Here is a 25,137-nt window from a genome sequence, read left to right as displayed (position 1 = left end):
GCAGGATTTGGTCCGTCCGCTCCAATCCGGCTATCCAATTCTGATTGCAGCCATTGCGCAAGTTTAAAATATCTCATCAATCCCATGCTTTCGCATTGATGCGTATACTTATTACACCCATCAACTAACTAGACGGGTGGCGCTAGCCGCCAACGTGCCGGCGTAGCCTCGCCGACCCGCTCCACGCCTTTTCCCTCATGGTTTTTAAGGCTGTGCTGGATGCCGAGTGCAATTAATTGCAAATCAGGTTTAGAGGCGTTCACAACGCCGTGGTTTTTAAGAACAGCTTCCGCCAGCTCCGTTGTGGTCATCGGCTCCGTGGCCGTCCTGAGCACGTCCAGCGCCCGCCTGTAGAGGGTGCCGCGCTTGAACCACGGGTTGGGCTTCCGCCGCTTCACCGCGATCCGTCCCAGGTTGTACGTAGGGTCCAGCATCTTGATGACGGCTTCGACATGCCGCATCTGCTCGCTCAAGGCGTCGTGCTGTTGCCGGTTGGCGAGTATCTGGCCGCCTAGCTCCATATGGAGCCGTTCAAGGGTGTTGATGGCTGGTCGGGTGTGAGGGTCTTTCGTTGGTCTGCCGCGCATTGCCGCATCCTATCGAATGTGATAGCTAACGAATATGAACCGTTTGACCGGAAGTCAAGGCCGGTCTATCATATTTGTTAGCTCACGGAATCGATAGGAGATGCCATGGTCCTACCCAAGGCGGAAGAGGAATGGGGCCAACGCGCCAGCGCCTTCCTCAAGGCGGAAATGAAGAAAGCCAATGTGACCTACGCCGACTTGGCAAAGCGGCTCAAAAAGCATGGCCTCAAGGATGAGACAGAGGCTGGGATCACCATGAAACTCAAGCGCGGATCGTTTACCGCGATCTTCTTTCTTGCGTGCGTTGCAGCGCTGGAGCTTGAGCAGGTAGTATTGGAGGAAATCTAGTTTCACGGCAGGAGGGTTAGAATGGCCTCTTATGCGGACGTAGTGAACTGGGTCAAAGCGAACCATGGGTTCGCACCAAAGACCTGTTGGATTGCGCACGTAAAATCTGATTGCGGTCTACCGATGAGGGACGCGCCCAACCGTATCGACCACACAGCTAGAGAACATCCTTGCCCGCCCCAGAAACGAGCGGCCATTTTAGACGCTTTCAGGCATTTCAAGATGATTTAGGAGGGGCGTATGGAACACCCGCTACAGAGGGAGTGGAACAATCTAACGGTACAGACCGGCGCCAATATCACGCGCCTTATGGAGATTCAAAAAGAGATCATAAAAGACGATGCCTTCTATAAGCCTGTAAAAAAGATCATCGAAGAAATTGATCTCTTGGGTGCGGCCCTAATCATTCAGGATGCGGAAAACTGCTCCATGTTTGGTCCGGATTAGCCTTGTGGCGTTTGCGCCATAATACCGGGCCCACGCACCTTTGCATCGCTGCTCCGCCATTTTGGCGATGCGGCGCACGCGCTGGAGCGCCTGCCCGATCTCGCGCGCCGCGGCGGCGCGTCGGGCCCCGGGCGCATCACGAGCGAAGCCGACGCGGCTGCGGAGCTTGCGGCCTGCGCGAGGCATGGCATCGACCTCGTCGCGCCGGAGGAAGCGCATTATCCGGCCCGGCTTGCCACCATCGACGACGCGCCGCCGCTGCTTGCCGTGCGCGGCGCGCGCGACACGCTGATGCGCCCGATGATCGCGATCGTCGGCTCCCGAAATGCCTCCGGCGCCGGGCTGAAATTTGCAGGCACTCTCGCGCGCGATCTCGGCGACGCCGGCTTAGTCGTGATCTCCGGCCTCGCCCGCGGCATCGATCAGGCGGCGCATCGCGCGACCGTTGCGAGCGGCACGGTCGCGGTGCTCGCCGGCGGCCACGACAGGATCTACCCGCCGGAGCATGAGGATCTGCTGGCCGCCCTGCTCGAGCGCGGTGCCGCGATTTCGGAGATGCCGCTCGGCCATGTGCCGCGGGCGCGCGACTTCCCCCGCCGCAACCGGCTGATCTCGGGCGCCTCGCTCGGCGTCGTGGTGGTGGAGGCCGCGCATCGCTCGGGCTCGCTGATCACGGCGCGGATGGCCGCCGAACAGGGCCGTGAGGTGTTCGCGGTGCCGGGCTCGCCGATCGATCCGCGCGCCGCCGGCGCCAACGATCTGATCAAGCAGGGCGCCACGCTGGTCACTGAAGCCGCCGACGTCATCAGCGCGGTGACGCCGATCATGGAGCGGCCGGTGATGCTTGGCGCGCGCGAGGACGACGAGCCGCTGGATTTTGCCACCGATGGCGGCGACCGCGCCCGCATCATCAATCTGCTCGGTCCGAGCCCGATCAGCCTCGACGATCTGATCCGGATGGCCGATGTCTCGCCCGCTGTCGTCCGCGCGGTGCTGCTGGAGCTGGAGCTTGCCGGCAGGCTCGAGCGTCACGGCGGCGGGCTGGTGTCGATGATCTAGAAATTAAGAGCGCACGCCCCGTGGCGCCGCACCTCTCCCCGTCATCCTGAGGAGCGGCCTCTTGGCCGCGTCTCGAAGGATGCACGGCCCCGCTGGTGGCCGTCGACCCTTCGAGACGCGCTTCGCGCTCCTCAGGGTGACGGGTCCAGATTTCAGTCGCCGTTCCGCGCATCAAAACTGCTGCGCGCGCCTTCGATCTCCGGCAGATGCGCGAACGCCCATTCGCCGAGCGCCTTCACGGGCGCCGCCAGCCCGCGGCCGAGATCGGTCAGCTCATAGTCGACCCGCGGCGGGATGGTCGGAAACACCGTGCGGGTCACCAGGCCGTCGCGCTCCAGTCCACGCAGCGTGAGCGTCAGCATCCGCTGCGAGATGCCGCTGATCATGCGCTTCAATTCGTTGAAGCGCTTCGGCCCGTCGATCAGCATCATGATCACGAACACGCTCCATTTGTCGCCGACCCGCGCCAGCACGGAGGCGACCGCGCGGCAATCGCTGTGATCGGGACTGGGGCGCGGCGGCGGGGCAGTCACATGGATGTTCTCAGGTCTCATCGCTGTGCTCGGGTTTCAAAAATGTGCGTTCTTGCGGACATTTAGGGCGGTCACTCATATAGCGCCAGTTACAAACCTATACCAAAGGTGATCCCAGCCATGAAACTTCTGCACATCGACTCCTCGGTCCTCGGCCCCCACTCCGTCAGCCGGCAGGTCTCCGCCGCCGCCGTCGAGCGGCTGCGCCAGGCCAATCCCGGCCTCGTCGTGAGCTACCGCGATCTCACCAAAACCCCGCTCGCCCACCTCTCCGGCCTCCACCTGGCCGCGAGCCAGGGCGCAACGCCGGACCCGTCGGTGCGCAACGATATCGCGACCGGCCAAGCTGTGCTGGACGAGTTCCTCGCCGCCGACATCGTGGTGATCGGCGCGCCGATGTACAATTTCACCATTCCCTCCCAGCTCAAGGCCTGGATCGACCGCGTCCTGGTTGCGGGCAAGACCTTCAAATACGACGCCACCGGCGTTCAGGGATTGGCCGGCAACAAGCGGGTCATCATCGCGATCTCGCGCGGCGGCTATTACGGCGCCGACACGCCGATGGCAGCCCTTGAGCATCTCGAGACCTATCTGCGCGGGGTGTTCGGCTTCATCGGTGTTAGGAATCTTGAATTCATCCCGGCCGACGGCATCCAGGTCGGTCCCGAGCATCGCGAGAAGGCGGTCGCAGGCGCGCTGCAGGCCGCCGGCAGCCTGAACGCCGCTTAACCCCAGAACCACTGTCGTCACCCGCGAAAGCGGGTGACCCAGTATTCCAGAGACGGCCGTTACTGAACCGGGAGGCCGCGGCGTACTGGATACCCCGCACGCGCGGGGTATGACAGTTGTGGGCGGGACAAGGTCTTGGCCAAGCGGCAAGCGTCATGCGCGGGCGACTCGCCGGATGCCTCAGAACCAGACGCCCTGAATGCCGGCGATGACGGCGACGAGGGAGATCAACAAACCGATGCCGGAAAACAGCGCGACCGTCACGAACTGTGCCGTGTCCGAATTCTCGGACGCGGACGAAACTCTGACCGGAGTCGCAATACGAGCTGCTTTGGGCATGACGGCACTCCAAATGATTCCGTGGTGAAAAAATTCCCCGCCCTTTTCAGGAGTCCCGGGAGTACGTCAAAGGTTCAATTCACGCAATGATAGTCGCGCACGCAACCGGCCGGTATGAAGCGCTTCACACCGGCCGGTTCGTTACAATGAGAAACAATTTAGCCGTGATAGATCGGCGCGCCCGCGGGCGAGGCCGTTGCGCCGCCATCGATGAACAATTCCTGCCCCTGCACGTGCGCCGCGTCGTCGGACGCCAGGAACAGCACCGTCTTCGAGATGTGATCGGGTTCGCCGATCCGCCCCAGCGGCGTGGTCTTGCCGATCCGCGCCTCGAACACCTTCTCGGCCTCGGGCGTTGCGATCGCCGCGCCCCAGATCGGTGTACGCACCGCCCCCGGCGCCACCACATTGACCCGGATGTTGCGCGGCGACAGTTCTGATGCCATCACCCGCGCCATCGCGCGCACGCCGGCCTTGCTCGCGGCATAGGCCGAGTAGCCGGGATTGCCGAGCACCGAAATCACCGAGCCGTTGAGGATGATGGATGCGCCGTCGTTGAGATAGGGCGCCACCGCCTGCACCGTGAAGAACACGCCGGTGAGATTGGTGCGGATCACATTTTCGAAAGCAGCCAGCGTGGTGCCGCCGACCGGCGTCTGGCCGGGAATGCCGGCATTGGCAAACAGCACGTCGTATTTGCCGAACTTCTCGGCGCCCTGCTTCACCGCGGCTTCCAGTGCCGCGACATCGGTGGCGTCGGCCACCACCGCCAACGCGTTCGGCCCGAGTTCCTTGGCCGCCGCTGCAAGCGTCTCCTTGTTGCGCCCGGTGATGACGACCTTGGCGCCCTCGGCCACGAACAGTTTTGCCGTCGCAAGCCCGATGCCGCTGTTGCCGCCGGTGATCAACGCCGTCTTGTTTGCCAGTCTCATTGTCCGCCTCCAGCTGGTTGCATTATTAAACTTCGTTGCCTACCTAGGGCCTGTTTGGATTCCGGATTCTCATCCTGGCTTGGTTGTGATTCAAGCTTGGGATGGACCGATTCGTTTTGACTGATGCCCAATGGGCGAAGATGGAGCCGCTTTGTCTTGGCAAGCCGGGTGATCCCGGCCGGAGCGGCAATAACAACCGGCTGTTTGTCGAAGCCGTGCTGTGGATTGCGCGCACGGGCAGTCCGTGGCGCGATCTGCCGCGCGCCTTCGGCAACTGGATAACCGTGTACACGCGCTTCCGCGACTGGGCCAAGGCGGGCGTCTGGAAGCGCATGTTTGATGCGGTCTCGGACGAGCCGGACATGGAGTACGTCATGGTTGATGCCACCATCGTCAAAGTCCACCGCCACGGACAGGGCGCAAAAGGGGGACGCAAAACCAGGCGATCGGCCGCTCGAAAGGCGGAATGACCACCAAAATCCTGGCACTGACCGACGCGCTCGGCAATCTCCTGCGTTTCGTGCTGCTGCCAGGACAGCGCTTCGACACGGTCGGCGTCCCGCCGTTGATCGAAGGGCTGACCTTCGATGCGATGATCGCCGACAAGGCGTTCGACAGCAACGCCATCATTGCCGACCTCGACGCACGCGGCGCCAAGGTCGTCATCTCCCAGCACCCGCGGCGCGCAAAACCTCTCGCCATCGACGCGGAAATCTACAAATGGCGACATCTGATCGAAAATTTCTTCTGCAAGCTCAAGGAATTCAAGCGGATCGCCATGCGAGCCGACAAAACAGATATCAGCTTCGAAGCCATGATCAATCTCACCGCCGCTGTGATAAATTCAAGATGAATCCAAACGGGCCCTAGGGCATCAGGTTTAATATTGCAACCACACAAGACCGTGATGGCCCAACTTCCGGAGACCGCGCCGTGAAACGAACCAGCCTCGCAGGCGATTCTTGCCCGGTGGCCCGCGCGCTCGACGTGTTCGGCGACTGGTGGTCGTTGCTGATCATCCGCGACGCCAGCCTCGGCCGGCGCCGCTTCGGCGAATTTCAGGCGAGCCTCGGCCTCGCCAAGAACATCCTCACCACGCGGCTGCGCACGCTGGTCGACCGCGGCATCCTAAAGATGGTCCCCGCCTCCGACGGCAGCGCCTATCAGGAATATCTGCTGACGCCGAAGGGGCACGGCATCTTTCCGATCCTGGTCGCGCTCCGGCAATGGACCGAGGAGTTCGACGAGCACCCGGACGAGATCGCGACCATCCTTGTCGACCGCGACAAGGGCAAGCCGGTGAAGAAGCTCGCGCTGTTTTCGCAGGACGGCCGCGTGCTCGATGCCGCAGACACGGCGCTGAAGCCGCGGCCTCCTGCGAAGCGCGCGCGGCGTGTATCGGCCTAACTCCATTCATCAAGATGGCAACCGGTGTTGCCCATTCGACACGACGGGCAACTCAGCAAAAGCTGTCAATCCCGCGCAGCCAAAATATTTCTGTTTACCGGAATACCCAACTCAGTGTATGAACTGTTCGTCTCACCCGATCGAGGGGCGCTTCGCGGTCGTCACGAACGCGGTGTGGGATGCGGTGGACGGCGGAGCGCGCAGTCGACGAATGCGCGTGAGGCGGACGGTGAAGTCGTGTGGGCCTGTTGTCCAGCCCTATTCCGGAATAGATTATGATGGCTTTTCAGTGCCTTAGAAAAGCGAAGGTGCCTGAGCGGATGGCTCAGGCCCCGAATAGGCCCCGGATCAGTATATAAAGGCTGCTGAGCCTATATGGCCCCAGCTGGGCCCTTCAGTCGGGGGTTGGCCAACGGAATGCGTGCCCGCTGAGACGCCTCCGGATCGGCATCGGAAGTTCACGGTAATTTAGGGCGGGCGCAAATAGCGCCCGCTACCCGTCCAAGAGCCAGTCTAACCCGTCTTATTCGTCAGAGTGCGCCTGAGAGGCTGGCGAGCGTGGTGTAAAGCGCTGATGCGGCGTAGGATTCGGTTGCAAAGCCAACCCCATCACCTCAACCGCGAACGCCAGGCCCGCCATGACCGATGATACGATTCTGCCCTTCTCGTTTCCAGCCGTTCACGCCAAGAAAGTCACAGCTGCCTTCGATGGCGGTCGGCTGACCTCGAACGGGGGCGTGATGCTTCTGGCGATGGCCGAGCGGCGTCTCGGCTTGGCCGACAATTTGGCCCGGGTGTTCCCGGATCGGCGCGATCCGACGCGGGTCGTGCACAGCCTTGTCGATATGTTCCGCGCGCGCATGTTCGCGATCTGCTGCGGCTACGAGGACGCCGACGACCTCGATCATCTGCGGTCCGATCCCGCATTCAAGCTGGCCTGCGGACGGCTGCCGGACACGGGTCGCGATCTGTGTTCCCAACCGACGCTGTCGCGGCTGGAGAATGCTCCGCGCCTGCGCGACGTGATCCGACTGACCTACACTTTGGTCGACGCATGGATGGATAGCTACCCGCGCGAGCCGGCATCCGTCACGCTCGACATCGATGATACCTGCGATGTCGTCCACGGCCATCAGCAGCTCTCGCTGTTCAACGCTCATTATGACGAACGCTGCTTCCTGCCGATCCACGTCTACGACACGGAGAAGAGCCGGCCCGTGGCGGTCGTGTTGCGGCCCGGCAAGACGCCGGGCGGCGTCGAGGTGCGTGCCCATCTGCGCCGCCTGATACGGCATATCCGGACGCGGTGGCACAACACGCGAATTACGTTCCGTGGCGACGGGCACTATGCCCGGCCGGAGGCAATGGCGTGGTGCGAGACCAACGGCATCGACTACATCTTCGGTCTGTCCGGCACCAAGCCGCTCGCCAGAAAACTCGACGAGGCCGCCGACGACATCCGCACGCGACGCGCCATCGAGAACCTGCCGGTTCTGCGTGGCTATACCGAGACGCGCCACAAGGCCAAGTCCTGGGATCGCGAACGGCGTACCGTCGCCCGTATTGAGGCGACGATGCTCGGCCTCGACATCCGTTTCGTCGTCACCAGCCTCGATGTCGGCTCGGCCGAGTGGATCTACGACAGCCTGTATTGCGCGCGCGGCCAAGCCGAGAATCTGATCAAGCTGCATAAGACACAGCTCGCCTCCGATCGCACCAGCTGCCGTTCGGCGCTCGCCAATCAAGTCCGCCTCGTTCTCCACACCGCCGCTTATTGGCTGATGCTGACCGTGCGCGACGCGATTCCCAAAGCCCGGGAATTGGCCACAGCCGAGTTCGCGACGCTGCGTCTTCGTCTCTTGAAACTCGCTGCCCGTGTCGTCGAGACCACGAGCCGCATTCGCCTTGCGTTTGCCGCGGCATGTCCCGAAGCCGACCTGATCCGCGGCTTGCCAGGCGCGCTGCTGCCGCTCGGTCCTTGACCGGCGGGGCGTCCGCCCCCCGTTCGCCCAACCCATCCCTCAAGCGCGTTGCAAAGTACGGGTCGTCAGGCGGTGAAAAGCCGAAGGCAATCCCGCGCGCCTCGTCAGAGCAGATGTGCGGCCACATCAATCGGACTAAAAAAAGCACTCTCACGAATAGGACGGGCTAACTGCTTCTCTTCATTGGCTCGCTTGGCTGCCTTAACAACTTCGAGGCTCATCGGAATGTCGAGCGTCTTTCCCTTTTCGACGATATCGATCACGGGAACAATGCTGATCGTATCGTAGTCACGCGCCATGTCTTCATGTCTAAATTTGCCAACGGCCCGAGCTTCGTCAAGCATCGGCTTGGACGGCTTTTCAAGCGTGATCATGACGGCCATCGCAGCCTTCTCAGGGAGCATATCGCTGTGCAGCGTGGCCACATCTTTCCGCTCAACGCCGCCGGACTTCACCTGGAGAATGATCTTGGCGTTGTCGGTCTTTCCAATCTTGAAGAATGCTCTCCCATCAATGCCGCCATCGGCACCCTTCTTCTCGTTGATGACTGCGCGATTTCGGGTGTATGTGAGAACAGCCCACTTTTCAAATTCCTTGCGCAGGCGATCGTCGTCGCGCTTTGCAAGCGCAATCGCAGAGGCCATGTCCTTCGGAATGCCATCCGTCTTGACCTTGCCTAGCTCTTGCTCGCCGAACGTCTCTTCCAGCCGCTTGAGGATCAGCGAGATGGATTGATAGGTGATGTCGATCCCGATCCATTTCCGCTTGAGCGCTTGAGCGACGGCAACAGTTGTTCCGCAACCACAGTAGGCATCTAGTACAACATCACCTTCATTCGTGGACGCTCGAATGATTCTCGCCAACAGACCCATCGGCTTCTGAGTTGGGTATCCGATCTTTTCGCCCTTTTTACCGGTTGCTCGCTTCTCAAGCCACTTCACATCCCGGTCAATCGGCTCATCGGTGTTGTAAAGCGACCCGTTTGCAGGCGGTCGCGTTTGAGGACGGCAAAAAAAAGATCAGGGCTGCGCTGGTGTTCGACACTGCTCAAGCGCGGGAGGCCCAGAAACAGATCGAAGATCAAAAGCTGCTGCTGCAGTCTTCCACCACTGCGGATCACCAGCGAATGTTGATGACGTTCAAGCAGTCCAACGTCAAAGACGGCGAGCAGAGGATCAAGCACGAGGTCCGTGAAGCTGACGAAAATGTTTACAAGAAGGGCTTCATCGTGGACGTGAATGTTCAGCTTGTCGGCGGTCGGCCTGCGGGTTACCGCGTCACCAATTTGCATCAGGTGATCGACCTGCCAGAATAGCAGTCACGCCGAGCCCTTGGTCGTCGTGGTGGCCCGCATCGCCATCTCGCGGCCGAAGGCGCGCAGCTCCTTGTCGATCAGGTCCATCTTGTGCAGATTGGCCTCGGTCTCCTCTTCGCCCGGATCGAGGATGTTGATGATGCTGGGGAACAGGTGCTGCGATTCGGCCATGAACGCCATCTTGCATTCATCGATCTGAATCTGCGGCGCGTCGGGCGGCAGCACCAGCATGCGGTAACCGGCCCAACCCGCTCGATCAGCTTGCCCTCATCGGCCAGCTTCTTTGACAGCTCGGTGGCGATGCGTTCGATCTCTGCTCGGTCAAGCATTTAGTGCTCCTTGCTCCAATTCCTTGATGCGCTGATGCAGCTGCGCGTTGAGCTGCATCGAGCGGGCCAGCTGCCGCGCCAGCGCGTGATCGACGCGGTCGATGCGCGCAGCTTGCGCGAGCGCCGCGCGGGCGATCTCGCCAGCGCCTCGCACGACATCGCGCATGCAGGCGGCGCTGATACTGTCTAGCGTGAGGCCCGCCGCCTTCAGCACTTGCGCGGCCTTCTTCCAGTCGGGCTCGGGGAAGACGCTCAGCGGATAGGCTTCGCTCCACTGCACGATCTTCTGCAGGGCCTCCTCCAGTATTTCGGTCTCGTGGCTCACAGCCAGACCTCCACGATGCGCGGCTCGTCCTCGGGATATCGTGCCAGGCGCGTGAGGCCGCGCGCCATCAGCTCGGCGCGGATCGCCGCGAAGTCGGACGACACCAGCAGGTGCTCGGTCATCTCGATCTGGCCGCGCCCGCCGATCAGCGACAGCCGCGCGACGAAACTTTCCGGTATTATGGGCAAACGCCACAAGCCCGTATGTATACGGATATACGGTGCTAGAATAATAGCGCCTTGTCGTCCCATTGTCTGATTGGAAGATATTTGCGTTCGCTCGGTGCCTTAGCAAGCACCGAGCTTTGCATTTTGGCCGGTTTCTTAAAGCCACGCAGAACCGGCAGGTTCTCGATGGCGCGTCGCGTGCGGATGTCGTCGGCGGCCTCGTCGAGTTTTCTGGCGAGCGGCTTGGTGCCGGACAGACCGAAGATGTAGTCGATGCCGTTGGTCTCGCACCACGCCATTGCCTCCGGCCGGGCATAGCGCCCGTCGCCACGGAACGTGATTCGCGTGTTGTGCCACCGCGTCCGGATATGCCGTATCAGGCGGCGCAGATGGGCACGCACCTCGACGCCGCCCGGCGTCTTGCCGGGCCGCAGCACGACCGCCACGGGCCGGCTCTTCTCCGTGTCGTAGACGTGGATCGGCAGGAAGCAGCGTTCGTCATAATGAGCGTTGAACAGCGAGAGCTGCTGATGGCCTGGACGACATCGCAGGTATCATCGATGTCAAGCGTGACGGATGCCGGCTCGCGCGGGTAGCTATCCATCCATGCGTCGACCAAAGTGTAGGTCAGTCGGATCACGTCGCGCAGGCGCGGAGCATTCTCCAGCCGCGACAGCGTCGGTTGGGAACACAGATCGCGACCCGTGTCCGGCAGCCGTCCGCAGGCCAGCTTGAATGCGGGATCGGACCGCAGATGATCGAGGTCGTCGGCGTCCTCGTAGCCGCAGCAGATCGCGAACATGCGCGCGCGGAACATATCGACAAGGCTGTGCACGACCCGCGTCGGATCGCGCCGATCCGGGAACACCCTGGGCCAAATTGTCGGCCAAGCCGAGACGCCGCTCGGCCCTCGCCAGAAGCATCACGCCCCCGTTCGAGGTCAGCCGACCGCCATCGAAGGCAGCTGTGACTTTCTTGGCGTGAACGGCTGGAAACGAGAAGGGCAGAATCGTATCGTCGGTCATGGCGGGCGTGGTGTTCGCGGCTGAAGGTGATGGGGTTGGCTTTGCAACCGAATCCTACGCCGCATCAGCACGCTCGCCAGCCTCTCAGGCGCCCTCTGACGAATAAGACGGGCTAGGTGGTGTGGACACTAGCGCATCCATAGAACGATGGCTGCGAGAGTGACGACGGCCCGGTAGTTCCGGGCCGTTTTTTCGAAGCGGGTTGCGACGCGGCGGAACTGCTTGAGCTTTGAGAAGCAGCATTCGACGAGATGACGCTGGGCATAGAAATGCTTGTCGAGTGGATATTTGAGCGCGCGTGACGGGTTGTTGGGGATCACGGCGAGCGCGCCTTTGGCGGCGATGGCTTGGCGCAAGTGATCGGCGTCATAGGCCGTATCGGCCATGACGACCTCGGCGGATAAGCCTTCGATCAATGCGGCGGCTTGCGGTGCATCGCCCTTCTGACCTGCGGTGAGCGTGAACCGCACCGGACATCCCAAGCCTCGAACGGCCATATGTATCTTGGTGCTCAGGCCGCCGCGCGAGCGGCCGATCGCTTGATCTTCCGCTTGATCTTCAGACCCCCCTTTTTGGCGCCGGCGGCGTGCTGATGCGCCCGAACGATGGTGGAATCGACGATCAGATATTCGAAGTCCGGATCATCGGACATCGCCTCGAAGATCCGCCACCAAACACCCTTGATGCTCCATCGACTGAAGCGCCGGAACACGCTGTTCCAGTCCCCAAACACCTCCGGAAGATCGCGCCAGGGAGACCCCGTACGCACGATCCACAGCACACCTTCCACGAACATCCGGTTGTCGCGCCCGGTGGAGCCCTTCTGATCGGGGCGCCCTATGATCAGCGGCGCTATCCGCTCCCACGCCGCGTCGCTCAATACCAAACGGTCCATCACACCCAAGGCGGCCTCCCCAAAAGCAGCCTTGAATCTGATTTGCTCCTAAAAGGGAATCCTTAGAGTCCACACCACCTAGGAGCCCGTCCAGATATGTTTTCGTGACGGGCATTTGTTGTAGAGTAGCAGGCTCAGGCTGCGTTTGCGAGGTTGAACAGCTTGAGGAGGTTATGGACGGTGCAGATCATTGTCCACTCGGCGCGCACTTTCTCGATGCCCCGCAACAGGAACTGGCGGAAGCCTCTTGCCTGTTTGATCTGCCCGAACACCGGCTCCACCACTTGCTTTCGCAATCGGTAGGGTGTTTCGAAGCCGCCATCGTCGATCTTCTTTCGCATGGCCTGTGTCAGCGGGCCGCCGACTTTTCCGTTCGCTACTGTCGGGTGCTTGGCGCGTCCGGGCGCGACATAGCCATCGATGCTGCGTGTGTCGAGCGCTTCGAGATTGGCTTCGCTGCAGTAGCCGGAATCCGCTGAGGCCTGCCGCGGCTTGCGGCCAAGATTGCTCTCGATGGCCTCGATCAGGGGCACCAACTGGCCCTGATCGCTGCCGTGCTGGGTCAGTTCTTGCGCGACAATGATCTGGGCATGTGCATCGACGGCCGCCTGGGCATTATAGGCCTGAACGAAGCCATCCTTCGACTTCATGATGCGGCTTTCCGGATCGGTGAAGTTGCGTTGCGCCTTGGGATTGGGTTCCTCCGATGGCAGCGCCGCCGGTTTGCCCGGCTTCTTGCGGCCTTCGGCCTGGCGCTGCTGTTCCTTTTCGGCCTCGATGCGGCGCTCTTCCTCCGCCGCCAGTTTGGCGTCCGCTTCCAGCGCCGCCATCGCTTGCTGGATCTTCGCCAGCCGTTTCTGCTTGTCGACGGTCCAGTCCGGCAGTTCGTCGCTGTTGCCGAAAGTCTCATCCTCCGAGGCATCCGCCGCCTCGGCGGCCGCCAGCATGCGAGCGACCTCGGCCTTCAATTCCGCCTCGCGCTTCTTCATGCGCTCATAACTCATCGCCTTGTGTTTCGACGCGTTCGCCTTGATCTTCGTACCATCCAGCGCGACATGACCGAGCTTGACCAGCCCGGCCGTCTCGCACAACTTCAGAACCTGCACGAATAGCGCGCCGAGCGCCTTCAAATGTCGCTTGCGAAAGTCGCTGATCGTCCGAAAATCCGGCGCATCCAGCGCCACGATCATCACAAAATCGTTCCGCTTCCGGCAGGCCTTGGCAATCCGACGCGACGAATACAGCCCACTCGCATAGCTATGCAGCAGCAGCGCCACCATCATCCGCGGATCAAACGGCGGCTGCCCAAGCCCGCTCACATAGCTGCCCATGATCTCCCTGAGATCGAGGCTCTCCCGCACCAGATCAACCATAAACCGCGAGACATGGCCTTTCGGCACGAAGTCCTGCACATTCGGCGGCAGAAGCAGCGTCTGATCGATGTTCCAAGGCCGAAAATACTTGCTCATCGCCCAATGTTGAATCAGACCCGACCAGATTTGAACAGCGACTATCCAGACAAGCTCCTAGAAGGAAAAAAAAGGCCCCAGAGCGGTACGAGCCGGGGCCGTTGGAGTATTTGTGTATCTAAACATTTCCAGCTGACATCAGGCTTACGCCATCCCGAAAACTTTCGTTCACCCACGGTGAAATCCCAGATTGCGCTCGGCTATAGGGCGGGCCGCATGGGCCCGGGGCATGGCTATTCGTTCTCGACCCGAGCGTTCCTTGCGCTAATGCGGCACCGGCTTTCCCACCCTGCCAGACCCCAAGCTTCCGCAGGCTTCCAATCTCGACTGACGCGGGACCGGCCATGTGGCCCCAGCAATCGCCCCTGGGCCTCCAAGGGTGGCTTGGGGCCACATCGTGCTGTGATGTCTCAAGACGCGACGAAATGAAGAATAATGGCACCTATGACGCAGGTCGCTATGGCAACGAGCTCGCCGGTACGCCTATTCGGGAAAACGCCAAAAGCCAGGATCGCAACGGCTAACCCGTCCTATTCGTGAGAGTGCTTTTTTTAGTCCGATTGATGTGGCCGCACATCTGCTCTGACGAGGCGCGCGGGATTGCCTTCGGCTTTTCACCGCCTGACGACCCGTACTTTGCAACGCGCTTGAGGGATGGGTTGGGCGAACGGGGGGCGGACGCCCCGCCGGTCAAGGACCGAGCGGCAGCAGCGCGCCTGGCAAGCCGCGGATCAGGTCGGCTTCGGGACATGCCGCGGCAAACGCAAGGCGAATGCGGCTCGTGGTCTCGACGACACGGGCAGCGAGTTTCAAGAGACGAAGACGCAGCGTCGCGAACTCGGCTGTGGCCAATTCCCGGGCTTTGGGAATCGCGTCGCGCACGGTCAGCATCAGCCAATAAGCGGCGGTGTGGAGAACGAGGCGGACTTGATTGGCGAGCGCCGAACGGCAGCTGGTGCGATCGGAGGCGAGCTGTGTCTTATGCAGCTTGATCAGATTCTCGGCTTGGCCGCGCGCGCAATACAGGCTGTCGTAGATCCACTCGGCCGAGCCGACATCGAGGCTGGTGACGACGAAACGGATGTCGAGGCCGAGCATCGTCGCCTCAATACGGGCGACGGTACGCCGTTCGCGATCCCAGGACTTGGCCTTGTGGCGCGTCTCGGTATAGCCACGCAGAACCGGCAGGTTCTCGATGGCGCGTCGCGTGCGGATGTCGTCGGCGGCCTCGTCGAGTTTTCTGGCGAGCGGCTTGGTGCCGGACAGACCGAAGATGTAGTCGATGCCGTTGGTCTCGCACCACGCCATTGCCTCCGGCCGGGCATAGTGCCCGTCGCCACGGAACGTAATTCGCGTGTTGTGCCACCGCGTCCGGATATGCCGTATCAGGCGGCGCAGATGGGCACGCACCTCGACGCCGCCCGGCGTCTTGCCGGGCCGCAACACGACCGCCACGGGCCGGCTCTTCTCCGTGTCGTAGACGTGGATCGGCAGGAAGCAGCGTTCGTCATAATGAGCGTTGAACAGCGAGAGCTGCTGATGGCCGTGGACGACATCGCAGGTATCATCGATGTCGAGCGTGACGGATGCCGGCTCGCGCGGGTAGCTATCCATCCATGCGTCGACCAAAGTGTAGGTCAGTCGGATCACGTCGCGCAGGCGCGGAGCATTCTCCAGCCGCGACAGCGTCGGTTGGGAACACAGATCGCGACCCGTGTCCGGCAGCCGTCCGCAGGCCAGCTTGAATGCGGGATCGGACCGCAGATGATCGAGGTCGTCGGCGTCCTCGTAGCCGCAGCAGATCGCGAACATGCGCGCGCGGAACATATCGACAAGGCTGTGCACGACCCGCGTCGGATCGCGCCGATCCGGGAACACCCGGGCCAAATTGTCGGCCAAGCCGAGACGCCGCTCGGCCATCGCCAGAAGCATCACGCCCCCGTTCGAGGTCAGCCGACCGCCATCGAAGGCAGCTGTGACTTTCTTGGCGTGAACGGCTGGAAACGAGAAGGGCAGAATCGTATCATCGGTCATGGCGGGCCTGGCGGTTGAGGTGATGGGGTTGGCTTTGCAACCGAATCCTACGCCGCATCAGCGCTTTACACCACGCTCGCCAGCCTCTCAGGCGCACTCTGACGAATAAGACGGGCTAACAGTATGGCGATCTTGATGAAGATCGAGGCCAATGGGATTGCTTCCTGGGTAAATCATCCGCAATTATGGGACGTCTACAGTCAACGTTCCAGCCCGAAACCTGCCGATCGTTCGTCGGAATATAACGAATGGAACTGTTCCTCCGCCCACGGTCAGTCGGTTACAAGCTCGAGAACGACCACGTCGTAATCCACGAGGAGCGCGAGGTCGGCCGGCTATCCTCTTTAGGATGAGCGGTCGCTCAGGATGATTTGTTTATATACGAGAACGCAGGTTGCGCCATCGGACTTGGGCCTGATCGACAGCGTGATGGTGTCGCCCGCCGCGACACCATCGGGCAGATCAAAGTCCTTCTCAGTGCCCGGAGACACTATCTCATTGACAGCCTCGCGTCCGTTCACGGCCGCGACGAGGACGTTCGATCCGACGCAGCCGCGGCCGATCTCGTCGATCCGGCCGTGAACCACATGGGCCGCGGCGCGCAATCCTACCGAGGCGTTTCCGACATGCGAGGTCGAGTAATCGGCGCTCACTCCGATGTGGTTCGGTACCCCGTCGGGCGAGTAGACCCAAGCGCCGCCGTTACTTCGCGGCGCCGCAAGAGTTATGTTCCCGCTCTTGCCGCGCAGGTAGCCATCCGCCTTCGTGAAGTAGTCGAACGGATCAAGGCTGTTGATGAGCTGAAGTCGAAAAGAAAGTTCCGACTCATTGGTGACGGCGTGAGCTGCCCGATCAGGCAAAGCTTTCGCCTCATCGAAAGACAGGATTTCGAGCAGAGATGCCTGTCCCGAAGCGGTGGGATCACGCCTGAAATAGGTTCCCCAAGTCACATCGAAGAAGGCCCATTTGCCGCTAATTTTCACTTCTGCCGCGATATGCGAGTGACGAACGTCGGCTTCATCCGGCCAGTAGAATTCGAGGCTGCGTGCCTGGAGGCCAACTCGTGTCGCGATGTTGAGAAATGCAGAAACCTGATTCCCGCAAATGCCGATCCCGCGCGACAGGGCCTCTTCATCGTTGGCGGGCAGATCCTCGGGGGATGTATTCGCGACAGCGCCATATCGCGTCGAGCTGACCTGCTGCTGGACGAGGTTCATAGCCGTGAGCGCCAGCCCAAATTGCCGCACGCGGTCCAAGTCGACATCTTTATCCCAGGTCAAACGCTTAGTGAGATAATCAGCATCTACGCGAACCTGTTCGACTACTTTCGAGATGGCAGGCTCCGTAACCGTTTGCGCCTGAACACTCGAACTCGCGATCAAAACTAGAACGGCCAACGATGGCGCGCATCGCATTCGGAACTCCGTCAAGACCTGAACAACAGCAGCGGACTCGGGAATTCACGCTAGCCAAACAACAGGGCCAAAGTGAGTTAAACGAAAGCCATGGACCTCTTCCTCCGCCCCACCGTCATAGCCGGCGATAAACTCGAGGACGACTTCGTCGTGATCCATGAAGGCCCGGACGGTCGGCCGGATCAGGCTGGCGACCGAGCGAAGCCCGGCGTTTCGGACCTCTGGCTTGAAGGATGGAGGAGCATGCGCCTGGTGCCGACCGCGATCCGGTCGGCCGGCTGCCCCCCTAGAGTAGGTAGGAGCCCGATCCAATGTTGATGCAGTAACGTCAGCCCCCGTTAGCCTTTCGGGCTGGACCCGTGGAGCATCAGGAATCTGTCGGATGTCTGAAAAGACTACTAACTTGCGCGCCGAAGTTAAGAAGCGCATTGCCCAGATCGAAAGTATGACGCTAGTCGAGATTCAACGGGTCATGATGGATTGTATGTCCGAGCTGTCTGCTGGCAGGATGACGGCATGTGAGGGCAATGCGTTGCACCACGCGCTGAACAAACGGGTCAGCATTCTCGGACGAGACCTTGTCGCGACGCGGGAGAGCTAAGCGCAGTGAGAGGCCGCGATCCCGAAGCCGCGACGCCCAAAGAAAGAACTCGCCGGCATGGAGACACAAATACAGGAAAGGCGGCCAAGATAATGGCGCCCGATTGAACTATAATACCCGCCAGGGCCGCTATAATGACATTGTCGGTTATCGTCTGATGGTCCGGCGGAACTACAAACTCAATCGCCCACATCACGGTGATGACTCCTCCCGCGATTCCGTTAGCCCACATGAAGAACGTTAGCCCGTCCTATTCGTGAGAGTGCGTTTTTTTGGTCCGATTGATGTGGCCGCAGATTTGCTCTGACGAGGCGCGCGGGATTGCCTTCGGCTTTTCACCGCCTGACGACCGGTACTTTGCAACGCGCTTGAGGTGTAGGTTGGGCGAACGGGGGGCGGACGCCCCGCCGGTCAAGGACCGAGCGGCAGCTGCGCGCTTGGCAAGCCGCGGATCAGGTCGGCTTCCGGACAGGCCGCGGCAAACGCAACGCGGCAAACGCAAGGCGAATGCGGCTCGTGGTCTCGACGACGCGGGCAGCGAGTTTCAAGAGACGAAGACGCAGCGTCGCGAACTCGGCAGTGGCCAATTCCCGGACTTTGGGAATTGAGAAGCAGTATTTTGTCTCTGAATCTTCGGTCTATCGGCTGTTGACGGCGAAGCGCACAGGTCATGCACCATGCTCGCGGCACGTTGTCGTCATCAGTTTCTCGACAGCTTCCCCATTTAACAGGGTTGGTCGCACTGGAAGCACATCGGCTGCCGATGCTCACGGTGCGTGCCTGTCGAGGGCTGTAAAGGGTGGTTTGTTGCTGATTCCCTGCATGTCAGATCGAAGGCTCGGTTCATAATTTGAAAGGGAGAAGGGATGGATTTCCCCTCGAACAAGTGGGTGCGTGAACAGCCGGACAGCACGGGCCCGCAAGAGAGTTCACCCGCGGCGCCGTCCGCAGAAGCGGCGACCTTTGAGCGGCAACTGAGCGAGATCGCCAATTCAGGTGGAGGTGGTGGAGCAATGCCCGCCGCCGCTGCGCTGCAGCCGGCTCAGTCAACTGGGGTTTTGATAGGGCGGCAGAGCAAGCAGCCCCTTTATTCCGAGGATGCTCGCCTTATTTCGGGGGGGCTTAAGAAGGCCCTCATCGATCGCAACGCCAATGAACGCACCGCTGCAGAATATGAAGGTTCTCTTCTCAGCTTTGGCCGCTGGCTCTTCGCAAATAACAAAGATCCGATTGCTGCTCGGCTCGACGACAAGTCGCTGACCGATGATGCACGCGAGTACAGAAAGAGGCGTCCCGGTAAGCTCCTTACGGCATTGTACCATCTCCGGACCTTCCAGTCGACGGGCGGAGTCGTGCAGATCGCAGGCCGTGTTGAGCTAAATCCTCACCCCCAGGACGCTGCTCTCATTAAAGAGTACAAAAACGAGGCGGTGTCAGGTAGTACCGCCAGCAACTATGCAGTTGCTCTTCGCAGTTTCAGTGACTACCTGCGTGAAAACTACAAGGAGGGCATTGCTGGTCGGCTTTCCGGCAATGCGCTGGATGGAGATGTCGAGAGCTATAGGAAGGACGCCGGTGCTGATTCGAGGATCGGTGCCGCGCTGGCCCATCTCCGAAAATCGCAGGCCGGCGCTAAAGCGATGGAGCGCGAGCGCCATATTCCCCCCGTTCCTGCTCCCGAAGACGCCGCACTGACGGAGTCGAGGCGGGTCGGCGCCGCCGCTGCGCAGCACAGCGCGTCGCAGGGCGCGGGCAGTTGGCCAGAGGAGCTGCTTCCTGCGGAAGGCTACGATCAGGATTTGGGCCGGATGGACGAACCCGGCCCGTCGTCCTCGGCGCCGCAGCCGGCTCAGTCAACTCGGGTTTTAATGGGGCGGAACAAGCCTCTTTATTCCCAAGATGCTCCCCTTATTTCGGGGCTTGAGAAGGGCCTCATCAAGGGCACCGGCGCCGAGCGCACCGCCAAGGACTATGTATATTCGCTTCGCGGCTTTGGCCGCTGGCTCTTCGCAAATCACAAAAAGGGCATTGTTGCTCGGCTCGACAACGAGTCACTGACCGATGATGCGCGCGAGTTCGCCGGAAACGGTAAGCCCGGTCTCCTCCTTAGCCCGTCTTATTCGTCAGAGTGCGCCTGAGAGGCTGGCGAGCGTGGTGTAAAGCGCTGATGCGGCGTAGGATTCGGTTGCAAAGCCAACCCCATCACCTCAACCGCGAACGCCAGGCCCGCCATGACCGATGATACGATTCTGCCCTTCTCGTTTCCAGCCGTTCACGCCAAGAAAGTCACAGCTGCCTTCGATGGCGGTCGGCTGACCTCGAACGGGGGCGTGATGCTTCTGGCGATGGCCGAGCGGCGTCTCGGCTTGGCCGACAATTTGGCCCGGGTGTTCCCGGATCGGCGCGATCCGACGCGGGTCGTGCACAGCCTTGTCGATATGTTCCGCGCGCGCATGTTCGCGATCTGCTGCGGCTACGAGGACGCCGACGACCTCGATCATCTGCGGTCCGATCCCGCATTCAAGCTGGCCTGCGGACGGCTGCCGGACACGGGTCGCGATCTGTGTTCCCAACCGACGCTGTCGCGGCTGGAGAATGCTCCGCGCCTGCGCGACGTGATCCGACTGACCTACACTTTGGTCGACGCATGGATGGATAGCTACCCGCGCGAGCCGGCATCCGTCACGCTCGACATCGATGATACCTGCGATGTCGTCCACGGCCATCAGCAGCTCTCGCTGTTCAACGCTCATTATGACGAACGCTGCTTCCTGCCGATCCACGTCTACGACACGGAGAAGAGCCGGCCCGTGGCGGTCGTGTTGCGGCCCGGCAAGACGCCGGGCGGCGTCGAGGTGCGTGCCCATCTGCGCCGCCTGATACGGCATATCCGGACGCGGTGGCACAACACGCGAATTACGTTCCGTGGCGACGGGCACTATGCCCGGCCGGAGGCAATGGCGTGGTGCGAGACCAACGGCATCGACTACATCTTCGGTCTGTCCGGCACCAAGCCGCTCGCCAGAAAACTCGACGAGGCCGCCGACGACATCCGCACGCGACGCGCCATCGAGAACCTGCCGGTTCTGCGTGGCTATACCGAGACGCGCCACAAGGCCAAGTCCTGGGATCGCGAACGGCGTACCGTCGCCCGTATTGAGGCGACGATGCTCGGCCTCGACATCCGTTTCGTCGTCACCAGCCTCGATGTCGGCTCGGCCGAGTGGATCTACGACAGCCTGTATTGCGCGCGCGGCCAAGCCGAGAATCTGATCAAGCTGCATAAGACACAGCTCGCCTCCGATCGCACCAGCTGCCGTTCGGCGCTCGCCAATCAAGTCCGCCTCGTTCTCCACACCGCCGCTTATTGGCTGATGCTGACCGTGCGCGACGCGATTCCCAAAGCCCGGGAATTGGCCACAGCCGAGTTCGCGACGCTGCGTCTTCGTCTCTTGAAACTCGCTGCCCGTGTCGTCGAGACCACGAGCCGCATTCGCCTTGCGTTTGCCGCGGCATGTCCCGAAGCCGACCTGATCCGCGGCTTGCCAGGCGCGCTGCTGCCTCTCGGTCCTTGACCGGCGGGGCGTCCGCCCCCCGTTCGCCCAACCTACACCTCAAGCGCGTTGCAAAGTACGGGTCGGTCAGGCGGTGAAAAGCCGAAGGCAATCCCGCGCGCCTCGTCAGAGCAGATGTGCGGCCACATCAATCGGACTAAAAAAAGCACTCTCACGAATAGGACGGGTTAGGGCAATAGATCGTCTCCGGACCTTCCAGTCGACGGGCGGAGTCGCGCCGATCGCAGGCCGCGCTGAGCTGAATCCTCACCCCCAGGACGTGGCTCTCATCAAAGAATACAAAAACGAAGCAGCGACAGGGACCGGCAAGAGGCGTGCAACTGCTCTACGCAATTTCAGTGACTACCTGCGTGAAAACAACAAGAAGGGCATTGCTGCTCGGCTTTCCGGCAACACGTTGGATGAAGATGTTGAGCGCTATAGGAAGGACGCCGGTGGGGATCTGACTATCGGCGCCGCACTGGCTCATCTCCGAAAATCGCAGGCCGGCGCTAAAGCGATGGAGTTCGAGCGCTATATTTCCCCCGTTCCTGATCCCGAAGACGCGGCATTGATGGAGCCGTGGCGCGTCGGCGACGCCGCTGCGCAGCACAGCGCGTCGCAGGACGCGGGCAGTTGGCCAAAGGAGCTGCTTCCTGTAGAAGGCTACGATCAGGATTTGCTTTGGGAGCTGATGGACGAACCCGGCCCGTCGTCATCTCTCGAGCCAGCCGCGCGCCATGACCAGTCATCGGATTCCGGAGAGACCATTCGTCCCTTGAACTGGGGCTACGACCGCCAGCAGTTCCTGGACGAGCCGATGGCTGCACTTGCCAGGAGCAACCTCCTGCCAAGCGAGGAGGTCCTCATCAACGATGAGCATGACACAGCTGAGTTGAGGCCAGCGAAGAGGCCGAGGCCCCTAGACAATCTGCACGGCCTTGCCAGCGAGCGGCAGCTGAGCGAGATCGCCAATTCAGGCGGTCGCCTGCTGACGTCGGCCCCCACCCATCAACTGGGTGCATCGCCATGGCAGGCGCAGCCGATGATGCAGGCGAGCGGGCACGAAGATGCCACGGCGCCGCATGCGGTCGCGACGTACGTCGGAGGCGCCGCTGCGCAGCACAGCGCGCCGCAGGGAGCTGTCAGTCGGCCATTGGTCCTCCCGGAAGGTTACGATCAGGATCTGCGTTTGATGGTGGAAGACGGCCCACCGTGGTCCGGGGTTCCCCCTGAGCAGGCGCAGGAGATAGTCCAAGCTGGAGAGCAGGAACCTGCCAGGTCCACCTCGACCTGGTCGCCGCAGATGCCGCTCAACTTTGATTGGAGTATGTGGCCGATCCTGGAAGCAGCGTCAGCGCCCGCTGCCAGGGCTCGCTCAGACACCTACCGTGGTTTTCCATTGGTTGATCTGACTGCGCCCACGCCGTCCGAATCACGCGACGATGCTAATTCTGTACAGCCGTTTCCGAGCACCTCCGCTGATGCTCAGATCGGGGCTTTAGGTCCGACAGCCTCCTCCCACGGCCGCGGGCTGGTGCTCGAGGACACGGAATGGCTGGGCGACGAGCATATCGACAGGGATTACCGGCTCCAGGAGCAGGATTTGCGGAGGAACCATCCGGATCTCGCCGCCCGGACGCGGTTCGTGAATCCCCTCATCGTCCTAAATTATCTGCGCTCTAACGACGATGGCGCCGTGCGAACCGAATTCCAGCGCATCGTCGATGATGATAATGGTAATGATAATGATACAGCCGACTTCCTGTTCCTGCCCGTGATTAATGCCGCTCCTGAAGATCCTAATAGCCTCGGCAACCATTGGTCGCTGCTGTTCGTTGATCGCAGCGACCGGGGCCGGCCGGTCGCCTATCACTACGATTCCTACGGCGGACTCAACGACACGGATGCAGAACATCTCGCAGGTCGGCTGGACCTCCGCCTGGAGCCAGCCGGCATGGCCCAGCAGCGGAACGGGTATGATTGCGGTGTCTTCGTGGTGGACGGCACGCGGGCGCTGGTTAGGCAATTGGAGCAAGGACGGGAACCACACCTGCTGAACCTCAGCAACCTCGTTGCCAATCGGCAGGCACTGCAGAACCGACTCAGGGGCTGATGTCGCCATGGGCGGATAGCTCAGGCTGGAGCGGCTCACGCCGACGGCCTGGGCCCGGGGCACGAAGGACCGGAACCAGGCCGCCGCCCAGCAACACAGCCCGGCGCAGCCATCCGGCGAGCGCAGTCTGGGGGAGCGCCGGCGAAACCCACTGTGCACAAGACCGACGAAAGCCTTCTCGTTGCCATCGCGTCATGTCTGGATCGGATCACATAGACAAGTGGAGTATGGCTTCCTCGGCTTTGCCGGGGCGTCGTTCCTCGCGCTTGTCGTCAGCATCGGCTGGTTGCTGACCGAGTGACGATCCTACGTCATGGATGAACGTAACTCGGCCACAGCGTGTACCCCTCGTTGGGGCCGCTTCTTGCCGAAGGAGTTAAGCCCAACGGTCTAAGGCGGCCCTACTTTGGCCGCCGAAGGCAACTCTTTAGCCAGCCGATAAACTTTCCAGCTTTCATCGGATCATCGGGCTTGAATATCGCAATCCTGCGGTGGGATTCCCACAGCTCGATGGTGCGCCAGTCTACTAGCGCTCTGGCCCGTTCTTTGGCCGTATCGTCGTCGGGATAAGTTAAATCGATGCGCTTTTTAATATGTCCGTCTTCGCCCAAGACGTAAGCTTGATACGCGGGCATGGCCGTCTCCCATAGGAGCAACCTGTCAATCGGCCTGCAAATTTGACCCCTCATCGGCGTCCAATTTTGACCCCTTCGTGCGGCGGGCTTTGCTGGTAGCGCTCGTCTCGTCGGAGCTGGCCGGGATAGCGGAGGCGAGACGAGCGCGGGTGGCGTGATCGTCGTCTCGGCTCTTGAACCGCCAGCTATCGTTGCCGGTCTCGACAATGTCGCAGTGATGGGTCAATCGGTCGAGCAGCGCTGTGGTCATTTTGGCGTCGCCGAACACGCTCGGCCATTCGCCGAAGGCGAGATTGGTCGTCACGATGACGGAGGCGCGCTCATAGAGCCGGCTGACGAGGTGGAAGAGGAGCTGGCCACCGGACTGGGCGAAGGGCAAATAGCCGAGTTCATCCAGCACGATGAAGTCCATCCGGGTCAGATGCTCGGCGAGCCGTCCTTGCCGTCCGTTGCGGGTCTCGGTCTCGAGGCGATTGACGAGGTCGACTACGTTGAAGAAGCGGCCGCGGGCACCGGATCGGATGCAGCTTCTGGCGATGGCAATGGCCAGGTGGGTCTTGCCTGTGCCGGTGCCGCCAACCAGCACGACATTGCGTTGCTGGGCGATGAAGCCGCCGCTGGCGAGATCATTGACGAGAGTCTGATTGATCGGCGTGCCGTCGAACTGGAAGTCGGCGATGTCCTTGGCAAGCGGCAGCTTGGCAATGGTCAGCTGGTATTTGATCGAGCGGGCCTGCTTCTCGTTGATCTCGGCGTTAAGCAGGTCGCCGACAATGCGCTGAGGTTCGTGCTGGCGCTTGACGGCAGTTGCCATGATCTCGTCGAAGGCAGCCTTCATGCCGTAGAGCTTGAGCTCGCCCATGAGGTCGAAGATTTGGGTTCGTTCCATCAGAT

General features: G+C 61.3%; 23 protein-coding genes and 5 pseudogenes. 12 read left to right on the top strand and 16 right to left on the bottom strand.

Translation table 11 applies throughout. The features are described from left to right. Window positions 1-128: 128 nt before the first annotated feature. Entirely contained in the window at window positions 129-587 is a 459-nt protein-coding gene (locus HAP54_RS32770; protein ID WP_176422180.1) for a hypothetical protein, read from the bottom strand. 105 nt (window positions 588-692) lie between these two features. Between HAP54_RS32770 and HAP54_RS32765 the strand changes: the two genes are divergently transcribed. The 3 genes and pseudogenes from HAP54_RS32765 to dprA all read left to right on the top strand — a co-directional run. Further along, window positions 693-935 (top strand): DUF6471 domain-containing protein, encoded by a 243-nt coding sequence (locus HAP54_RS32765; RefSeq protein ID WP_038385332.1) that lies wholly within the window; start codon window positions 693-695, stop codon window positions 933-935. Between the two features lie 240 nt (window positions 936-1,175). After that, window positions 1,176-1,382: a hypothetical protein gene (locus tag HAP54_RS32760; RefSeq protein ID WP_166294406.1), complete on the top strand. Its 207-nt coding sequence runs from the start codon at window positions 1,176-1,178 to the stop codon at window positions 1,380-1,382. A gap of 27 nt (window positions 1,383-1,409) precedes the next feature. Continuing rightward, window positions 1,410-2,441 (top strand): annotated as a pseudogene (dprA, locus tag HAP54_RS32755) (DNA-processing protein DprA); the annotation flags it as partial. A 152-nt stretch (window positions 2,442-2,593) separates the two neighbouring features. On the opposite strand, the gene HAP54_RS32750 reads toward dprA, so the two are convergent. Beyond that, window positions 2,594-2,995 carry a winged helix-turn-helix transcriptional regulator gene (locus HAP54_RS32750; RefSeq protein WP_166294404.1) on the bottom strand — a complete coding sequence of 134 codons (402 nt, stop codon included), beginning with the start codon at window positions 2,993-2,995 and terminating at the stop codon, window positions 2,594-2,596. A gap of 99 nt (window positions 2,996-3,094) precedes the next feature. On the opposite strand from HAP54_RS32750, the gene HAP54_RS32745 reads away from it, so the two are divergent. Then, a complete protein-coding gene (locus HAP54_RS32745) occupies window positions 3,095-3,703 on the top strand; it encodes an FMN-dependent NADH-azoreductase (protein WP_166294402.1) in 609 nt (202 codons plus the stop codon). Between the two features lie 180 nt (window positions 3,704-3,883). Here the strand turns inward: HAP54_RS32745 and HAP54_RS32740 are convergent, their stop codons facing one another. Further along, complete coding sequence (locus HAP54_RS32740) at window positions 3,884-4,042, bottom strand: hypothetical protein (protein WP_166294400.1); 159 nt, start codon at window positions 4,040-4,042, stop codon at window positions 3,884-3,886. Between the two features lie 158 nt (window positions 4,043-4,200). After that, a complete protein-coding gene (locus tag HAP54_RS32735) occupies window positions 4,201-4,974 on the bottom strand; it encodes an SDR family NAD(P)-dependent oxidoreductase (protein ID WP_166294398.1) in 774 nt (257 codons plus the stop codon). 101 nt (window positions 4,975-5,075) lie between these two features. Here HAP54_RS32735 and HAP54_RS32730 point away from each other — a divergent pair. From HAP54_RS32730 to HAP54_RS32720, 3 genes and pseudogenes are all read left to right on the top strand, one after another. Then, window positions 5,076-5,827, top strand: a pseudogene (locus HAP54_RS32730) (IS5 family transposase). 80 nt (window positions 5,828-5,907) lie between these two features. Beyond that, entirely contained in the window at window positions 5,908-6,381 is a 474-nt protein-coding gene (locus HAP54_RS32725; protein ID WP_166294396.1) for a winged helix-turn-helix transcriptional regulator, read from the top strand. A 638-nt stretch (window positions 6,382-7,019) separates the two neighbouring features. After that, window positions 7,020-8,363, top strand: a complete 1,344-nt coding sequence (locus HAP54_RS32720; protein ID WP_166204320.1) for an IS1380-like element ISBdi2 family transposase — start codon at window positions 7,020-7,022, stop codon at window positions 8,361-8,363. 104 nt (window positions 8,364-8,467) lie between these two features. Here HAP54_RS32720 and HAP54_RS32715 read toward each other — a convergent pair whose 3' ends face one another. After that, on the bottom strand, window positions 8,468-9,304 hold the full coding sequence (locus HAP54_RS32715) for a DNA methyltransferase (protein WP_166294394.1): 837 nt from the start codon (window positions 9,302-9,304) through the stop codon (window positions 8,468-8,470). 41 nt (window positions 9,305-9,345) lie between these two features. Here HAP54_RS32715 and HAP54_RS32710 point away from each other — a divergent pair, with 41 nt between their 5' ends. Beyond that, window positions 9,346-9,678 (top strand): hypothetical protein, encoded by a 333-nt coding sequence (locus HAP54_RS32710; RefSeq protein ID WP_166215162.1) that lies wholly within the window; start codon window positions 9,346-9,348, stop codon window positions 9,676-9,678. Window positions 9,679-9,681: 3 nt separating this feature from the next. Here the strand turns inward: HAP54_RS32710 and HAP54_RS32705 are convergent, their stop codons facing one another. The 8 genes and pseudogenes from HAP54_RS32705 to HAP54_RS32670 all read right to left on the bottom strand — a co-directional run bounded on the left by HAP54_RS32705 (window position 9,682) and on the right by HAP54_RS32670 (window position 17,169). Then, window positions 9,682-9,909, bottom strand: a complete 228-nt coding sequence (locus HAP54_RS32705; RefSeq protein WP_166215164.1) for a hypothetical protein — start codon at window positions 9,907-9,909, stop codon at window positions 9,682-9,684. Window positions 9,910-9,999: 90 nt separating this feature from the next. Next, window positions 10,000-10,332, bottom strand: coding sequence for a hypothetical protein (locus tag HAP54_RS32700; protein ID WP_166215166.1), 333 nt, complete (start codon window positions 10,330-10,332; stop codon window positions 10,000-10,002). After that, a complete protein-coding gene (locus HAP54_RS32695) occupies window positions 10,329-10,529 on the bottom strand; it encodes a hypothetical protein (protein ID WP_166215168.1) in 201 nt (66 codons plus the stop codon). The genes HAP54_RS32700 and HAP54_RS32695 overlap by 4 nt, the downstream gene beginning before the upstream one ends. Window positions 10,530-10,657: 128 nt before the next feature. Continuing rightward, a pseudogene (locus HAP54_RS32690) lies at window positions 10,658-11,524 on the bottom strand (IS1380 family transposase); the annotation flags it as partial. Window positions 11,525-11,652: 128 nt separating this feature from the next. Beyond that, a pseudogene (locus HAP54_RS32685) lies at window positions 11,653-12,419 on the bottom strand (IS5 family transposase). Window positions 12,420-12,553: 134 nt separating this feature from the next. Next, window positions 12,554-13,888, bottom strand: coding sequence for an IS1182 family transposase (locus HAP54_RS32680; RefSeq protein ID WP_166294392.1), 1,335 nt, complete (start codon window positions 13,886-13,888; stop codon window positions 12,554-12,556). A gap of 690 nt (window positions 13,889-14,578) precedes the next feature. Next, a complete protein-coding gene (locus HAP54_RS32675) occupies window positions 14,579-15,922 on the bottom strand; it encodes an IS1380-like element ISBdi2 family transposase (protein WP_166204320.1) in 1,344 nt (447 codons plus the stop codon). Between the two features lie 344 nt (window positions 15,923-16,266). Further along, window positions 16,267-17,169 carry a transglutaminase domain-containing protein gene (locus tag HAP54_RS32670; RefSeq protein WP_339156912.1) on the bottom strand — a complete coding sequence of 301 codons (903 nt, stop codon included), beginning with the start codon at window positions 17,167-17,169 and terminating at the stop codon, window positions 16,267-16,269. Between the two features lie 550 nt (window positions 17,170-17,719). Between HAP54_RS32670 and HAP54_RS32665 the strand changes: the two genes are divergently transcribed. Then, complete coding sequence (locus HAP54_RS32665; RefSeq protein ID WP_166215172.1) at window positions 17,720-17,938, top strand: hypothetical protein; 219 nt, start codon at window positions 17,720-17,722, stop codon at window positions 17,936-17,938. Between the two features lie 411 nt (window positions 17,939-18,349). Here the strand turns inward: HAP54_RS32665 and HAP54_RS32660 are convergent. Continuing rightward, window positions 18,350-18,546: pseudogene (locus HAP54_RS32660) on the bottom strand (transposase); the annotation flags it as partial. 258 nt (window positions 18,547-18,804) lie between these two features. On the opposite strand from HAP54_RS32660, the gene HAP54_RS32655 reads away from it, so the two are divergent. The 3 genes from HAP54_RS32655 (at window position 18,805) to HAP54_RS32645 (ending at window position 23,608) form a co-directional block, all read left to right on the top strand. After that, window positions 18,805-20,076, top strand: a complete 1,272-nt coding sequence (locus tag HAP54_RS32655) for a hypothetical protein (RefSeq protein ID WP_175619253.1) — start codon at window positions 18,805-18,807, stop codon at window positions 20,074-20,076. 93 nt (window positions 20,077-20,169) lie between these two features. Continuing rightward, window positions 20,170-21,513: an IS1380-like element ISBdi2 family transposase gene (locus tag HAP54_RS32650; protein ID WP_166204320.1), complete on the top strand. Its 1,344-nt coding sequence runs from the start codon at window positions 20,170-20,172 to the stop codon at window positions 21,511-21,513. A gap of 259 nt (window positions 21,514-21,772) precedes the next feature. After that, window positions 21,773-23,608 (top strand): Ulp1 family isopeptidase, encoded by a 1,836-nt coding sequence (locus HAP54_RS32645; RefSeq protein ID WP_224741674.1) that lies wholly within the window; start codon window positions 21,773-21,775, stop codon window positions 23,606-23,608. A gap of 401 nt (window positions 23,609-24,009) precedes the next feature. Here the strand turns inward: HAP54_RS32645 and HAP54_RS32640 are convergent, their stop codons facing one another. Both HAP54_RS32640 and istB read right to left on the bottom strand, forming a co-directional pair. Then, window positions 24,010-24,243, bottom strand: a complete 234-nt coding sequence (locus HAP54_RS32640) for a hypothetical protein (RefSeq protein ID WP_166215176.1) — start codon at window positions 24,241-24,243, stop codon at window positions 24,010-24,012. A gap of 25 nt (window positions 24,244-24,268) precedes the next feature. After that, window positions 24,269-25,132, bottom strand: coding sequence for an IS21-like element helper ATPase IstB (istB, locus tag HAP54_RS32635; RefSeq protein ID WP_166294386.1), 864 nt, complete (start codon window positions 25,130-25,132; stop codon window positions 24,269-24,271). Window positions 25,133-25,137: the final 5 nt, after the last annotated feature.

Source organism: Bradyrhizobium sp. 2S1 (assembly GCF_011516625.5).
Lineage (GTDB): Bacteria > Pseudomonadota > Alphaproteobacteria > Rhizobiales > Xanthobacteraceae > Bradyrhizobium > Bradyrhizobium septentrionale.
This window is presented reverse-complemented; position numbering and strand designations above follow the sequence as displayed.

Excerpts from the sequence above, each read along its gene's own strand:
- HAP54_RS32770 (WP_176422180.1), bottom strand. The coding sequence starts at position 587 with ATGCGCGGCAGACCAACGAAAGACCCTCACACCCGACCAGCCATCAAC.
- HAP54_RS32765 (WP_038385332.1), top strand. The coding sequence starts at position 693 with ATGGTCCTACCCAAGGCGGAAGAGGAATGGGGCCAACGCGCCAGCGCC.
- HAP54_RS32760 (WP_166294406.1), top strand. The coding sequence starts at position 1,176 with ATGGAACACCCGCTACAGAGGGAGTGGAACAATCTAACGGTACAGACC.
- HAP54_RS32750 (WP_166294404.1), bottom strand. The coding sequence starts at position 2,995 with ATGAGACCTGAGAACATCCATGTGACTGCCCCGCCGCCGCGCCCCAGT.
- HAP54_RS32745 (WP_166294402.1), top strand. The coding sequence starts at position 3,095 with ATGAAACTTCTGCACATCGACTCCTCGGTCCTCGGCCCCCACTCCGTC.
- HAP54_RS32740 (WP_166294400.1), bottom strand. The coding sequence starts at position 4,042 with ATGCCCAAAGCAGCTCGTATTGCGACTCCGGTCAGAGTTTCGTCCGCG.
- HAP54_RS32735 (WP_166294398.1), bottom strand. The coding sequence starts at position 4,974 with ATGAGACTGGCAAACAAGACGGCGTTGATCACCGGCGGCAACAGCGGC.
- HAP54_RS32720 (WP_166204320.1), top strand. The coding sequence starts at position 7,020 with ATGACCGATGATACGATTCTGCCCTTCTCGTTTCCAGCCGTTCACGCC.
- HAP54_RS32705 (WP_166215164.1), bottom strand. The coding sequence starts at position 9,909 with ATGCTGGTGCTGCCGCCCGACGCGCCGCAGATTCAGATCGATGAATGC.
- HAP54_RS32680 (WP_166294392.1), bottom strand. The coding sequence starts at position 13,888 with ATGAGCAAGTATTTTCGGCCTTGGAACATCGATCAGACGCTGCTTCTG.
- HAP54_RS32675 (WP_166204320.1), bottom strand. The coding sequence starts at position 15,922 with ATGACCGATGATACGATTCTGCCCTTCTCGTTTCCAGCCGTTCACGCC.
- HAP54_RS32665 (WP_166215172.1), top strand. The coding sequence starts at position 17,720 with ATGTCTGAAAAGACTACTAACTTGCGCGCCGAAGTTAAGAAGCGCATT.
- HAP54_RS32655 (WP_175619253.1), top strand. The coding sequence starts at position 18,805 with ATGGATTTCCCCTCGAACAAGTGGGTGCGTGAACAGCCGGACAGCACG.
- HAP54_RS32650 (WP_166204320.1), top strand. The coding sequence starts at position 20,170 with ATGACCGATGATACGATTCTGCCCTTCTCGTTTCCAGCCGTTCACGCC.
- HAP54_RS32640 (WP_166215176.1), bottom strand. The coding sequence starts at position 24,243 with ATGCCCGCGTATCAAGCTTACGTCTTGGGCGAAGACGGACATATTAAA.
- istB (WP_166294386.1), bottom strand. The coding sequence starts at position 25,132 with ATGGAACGAACCCAAATCTTCGACCTCATGGGCGAGCTCAAGCTCTAC.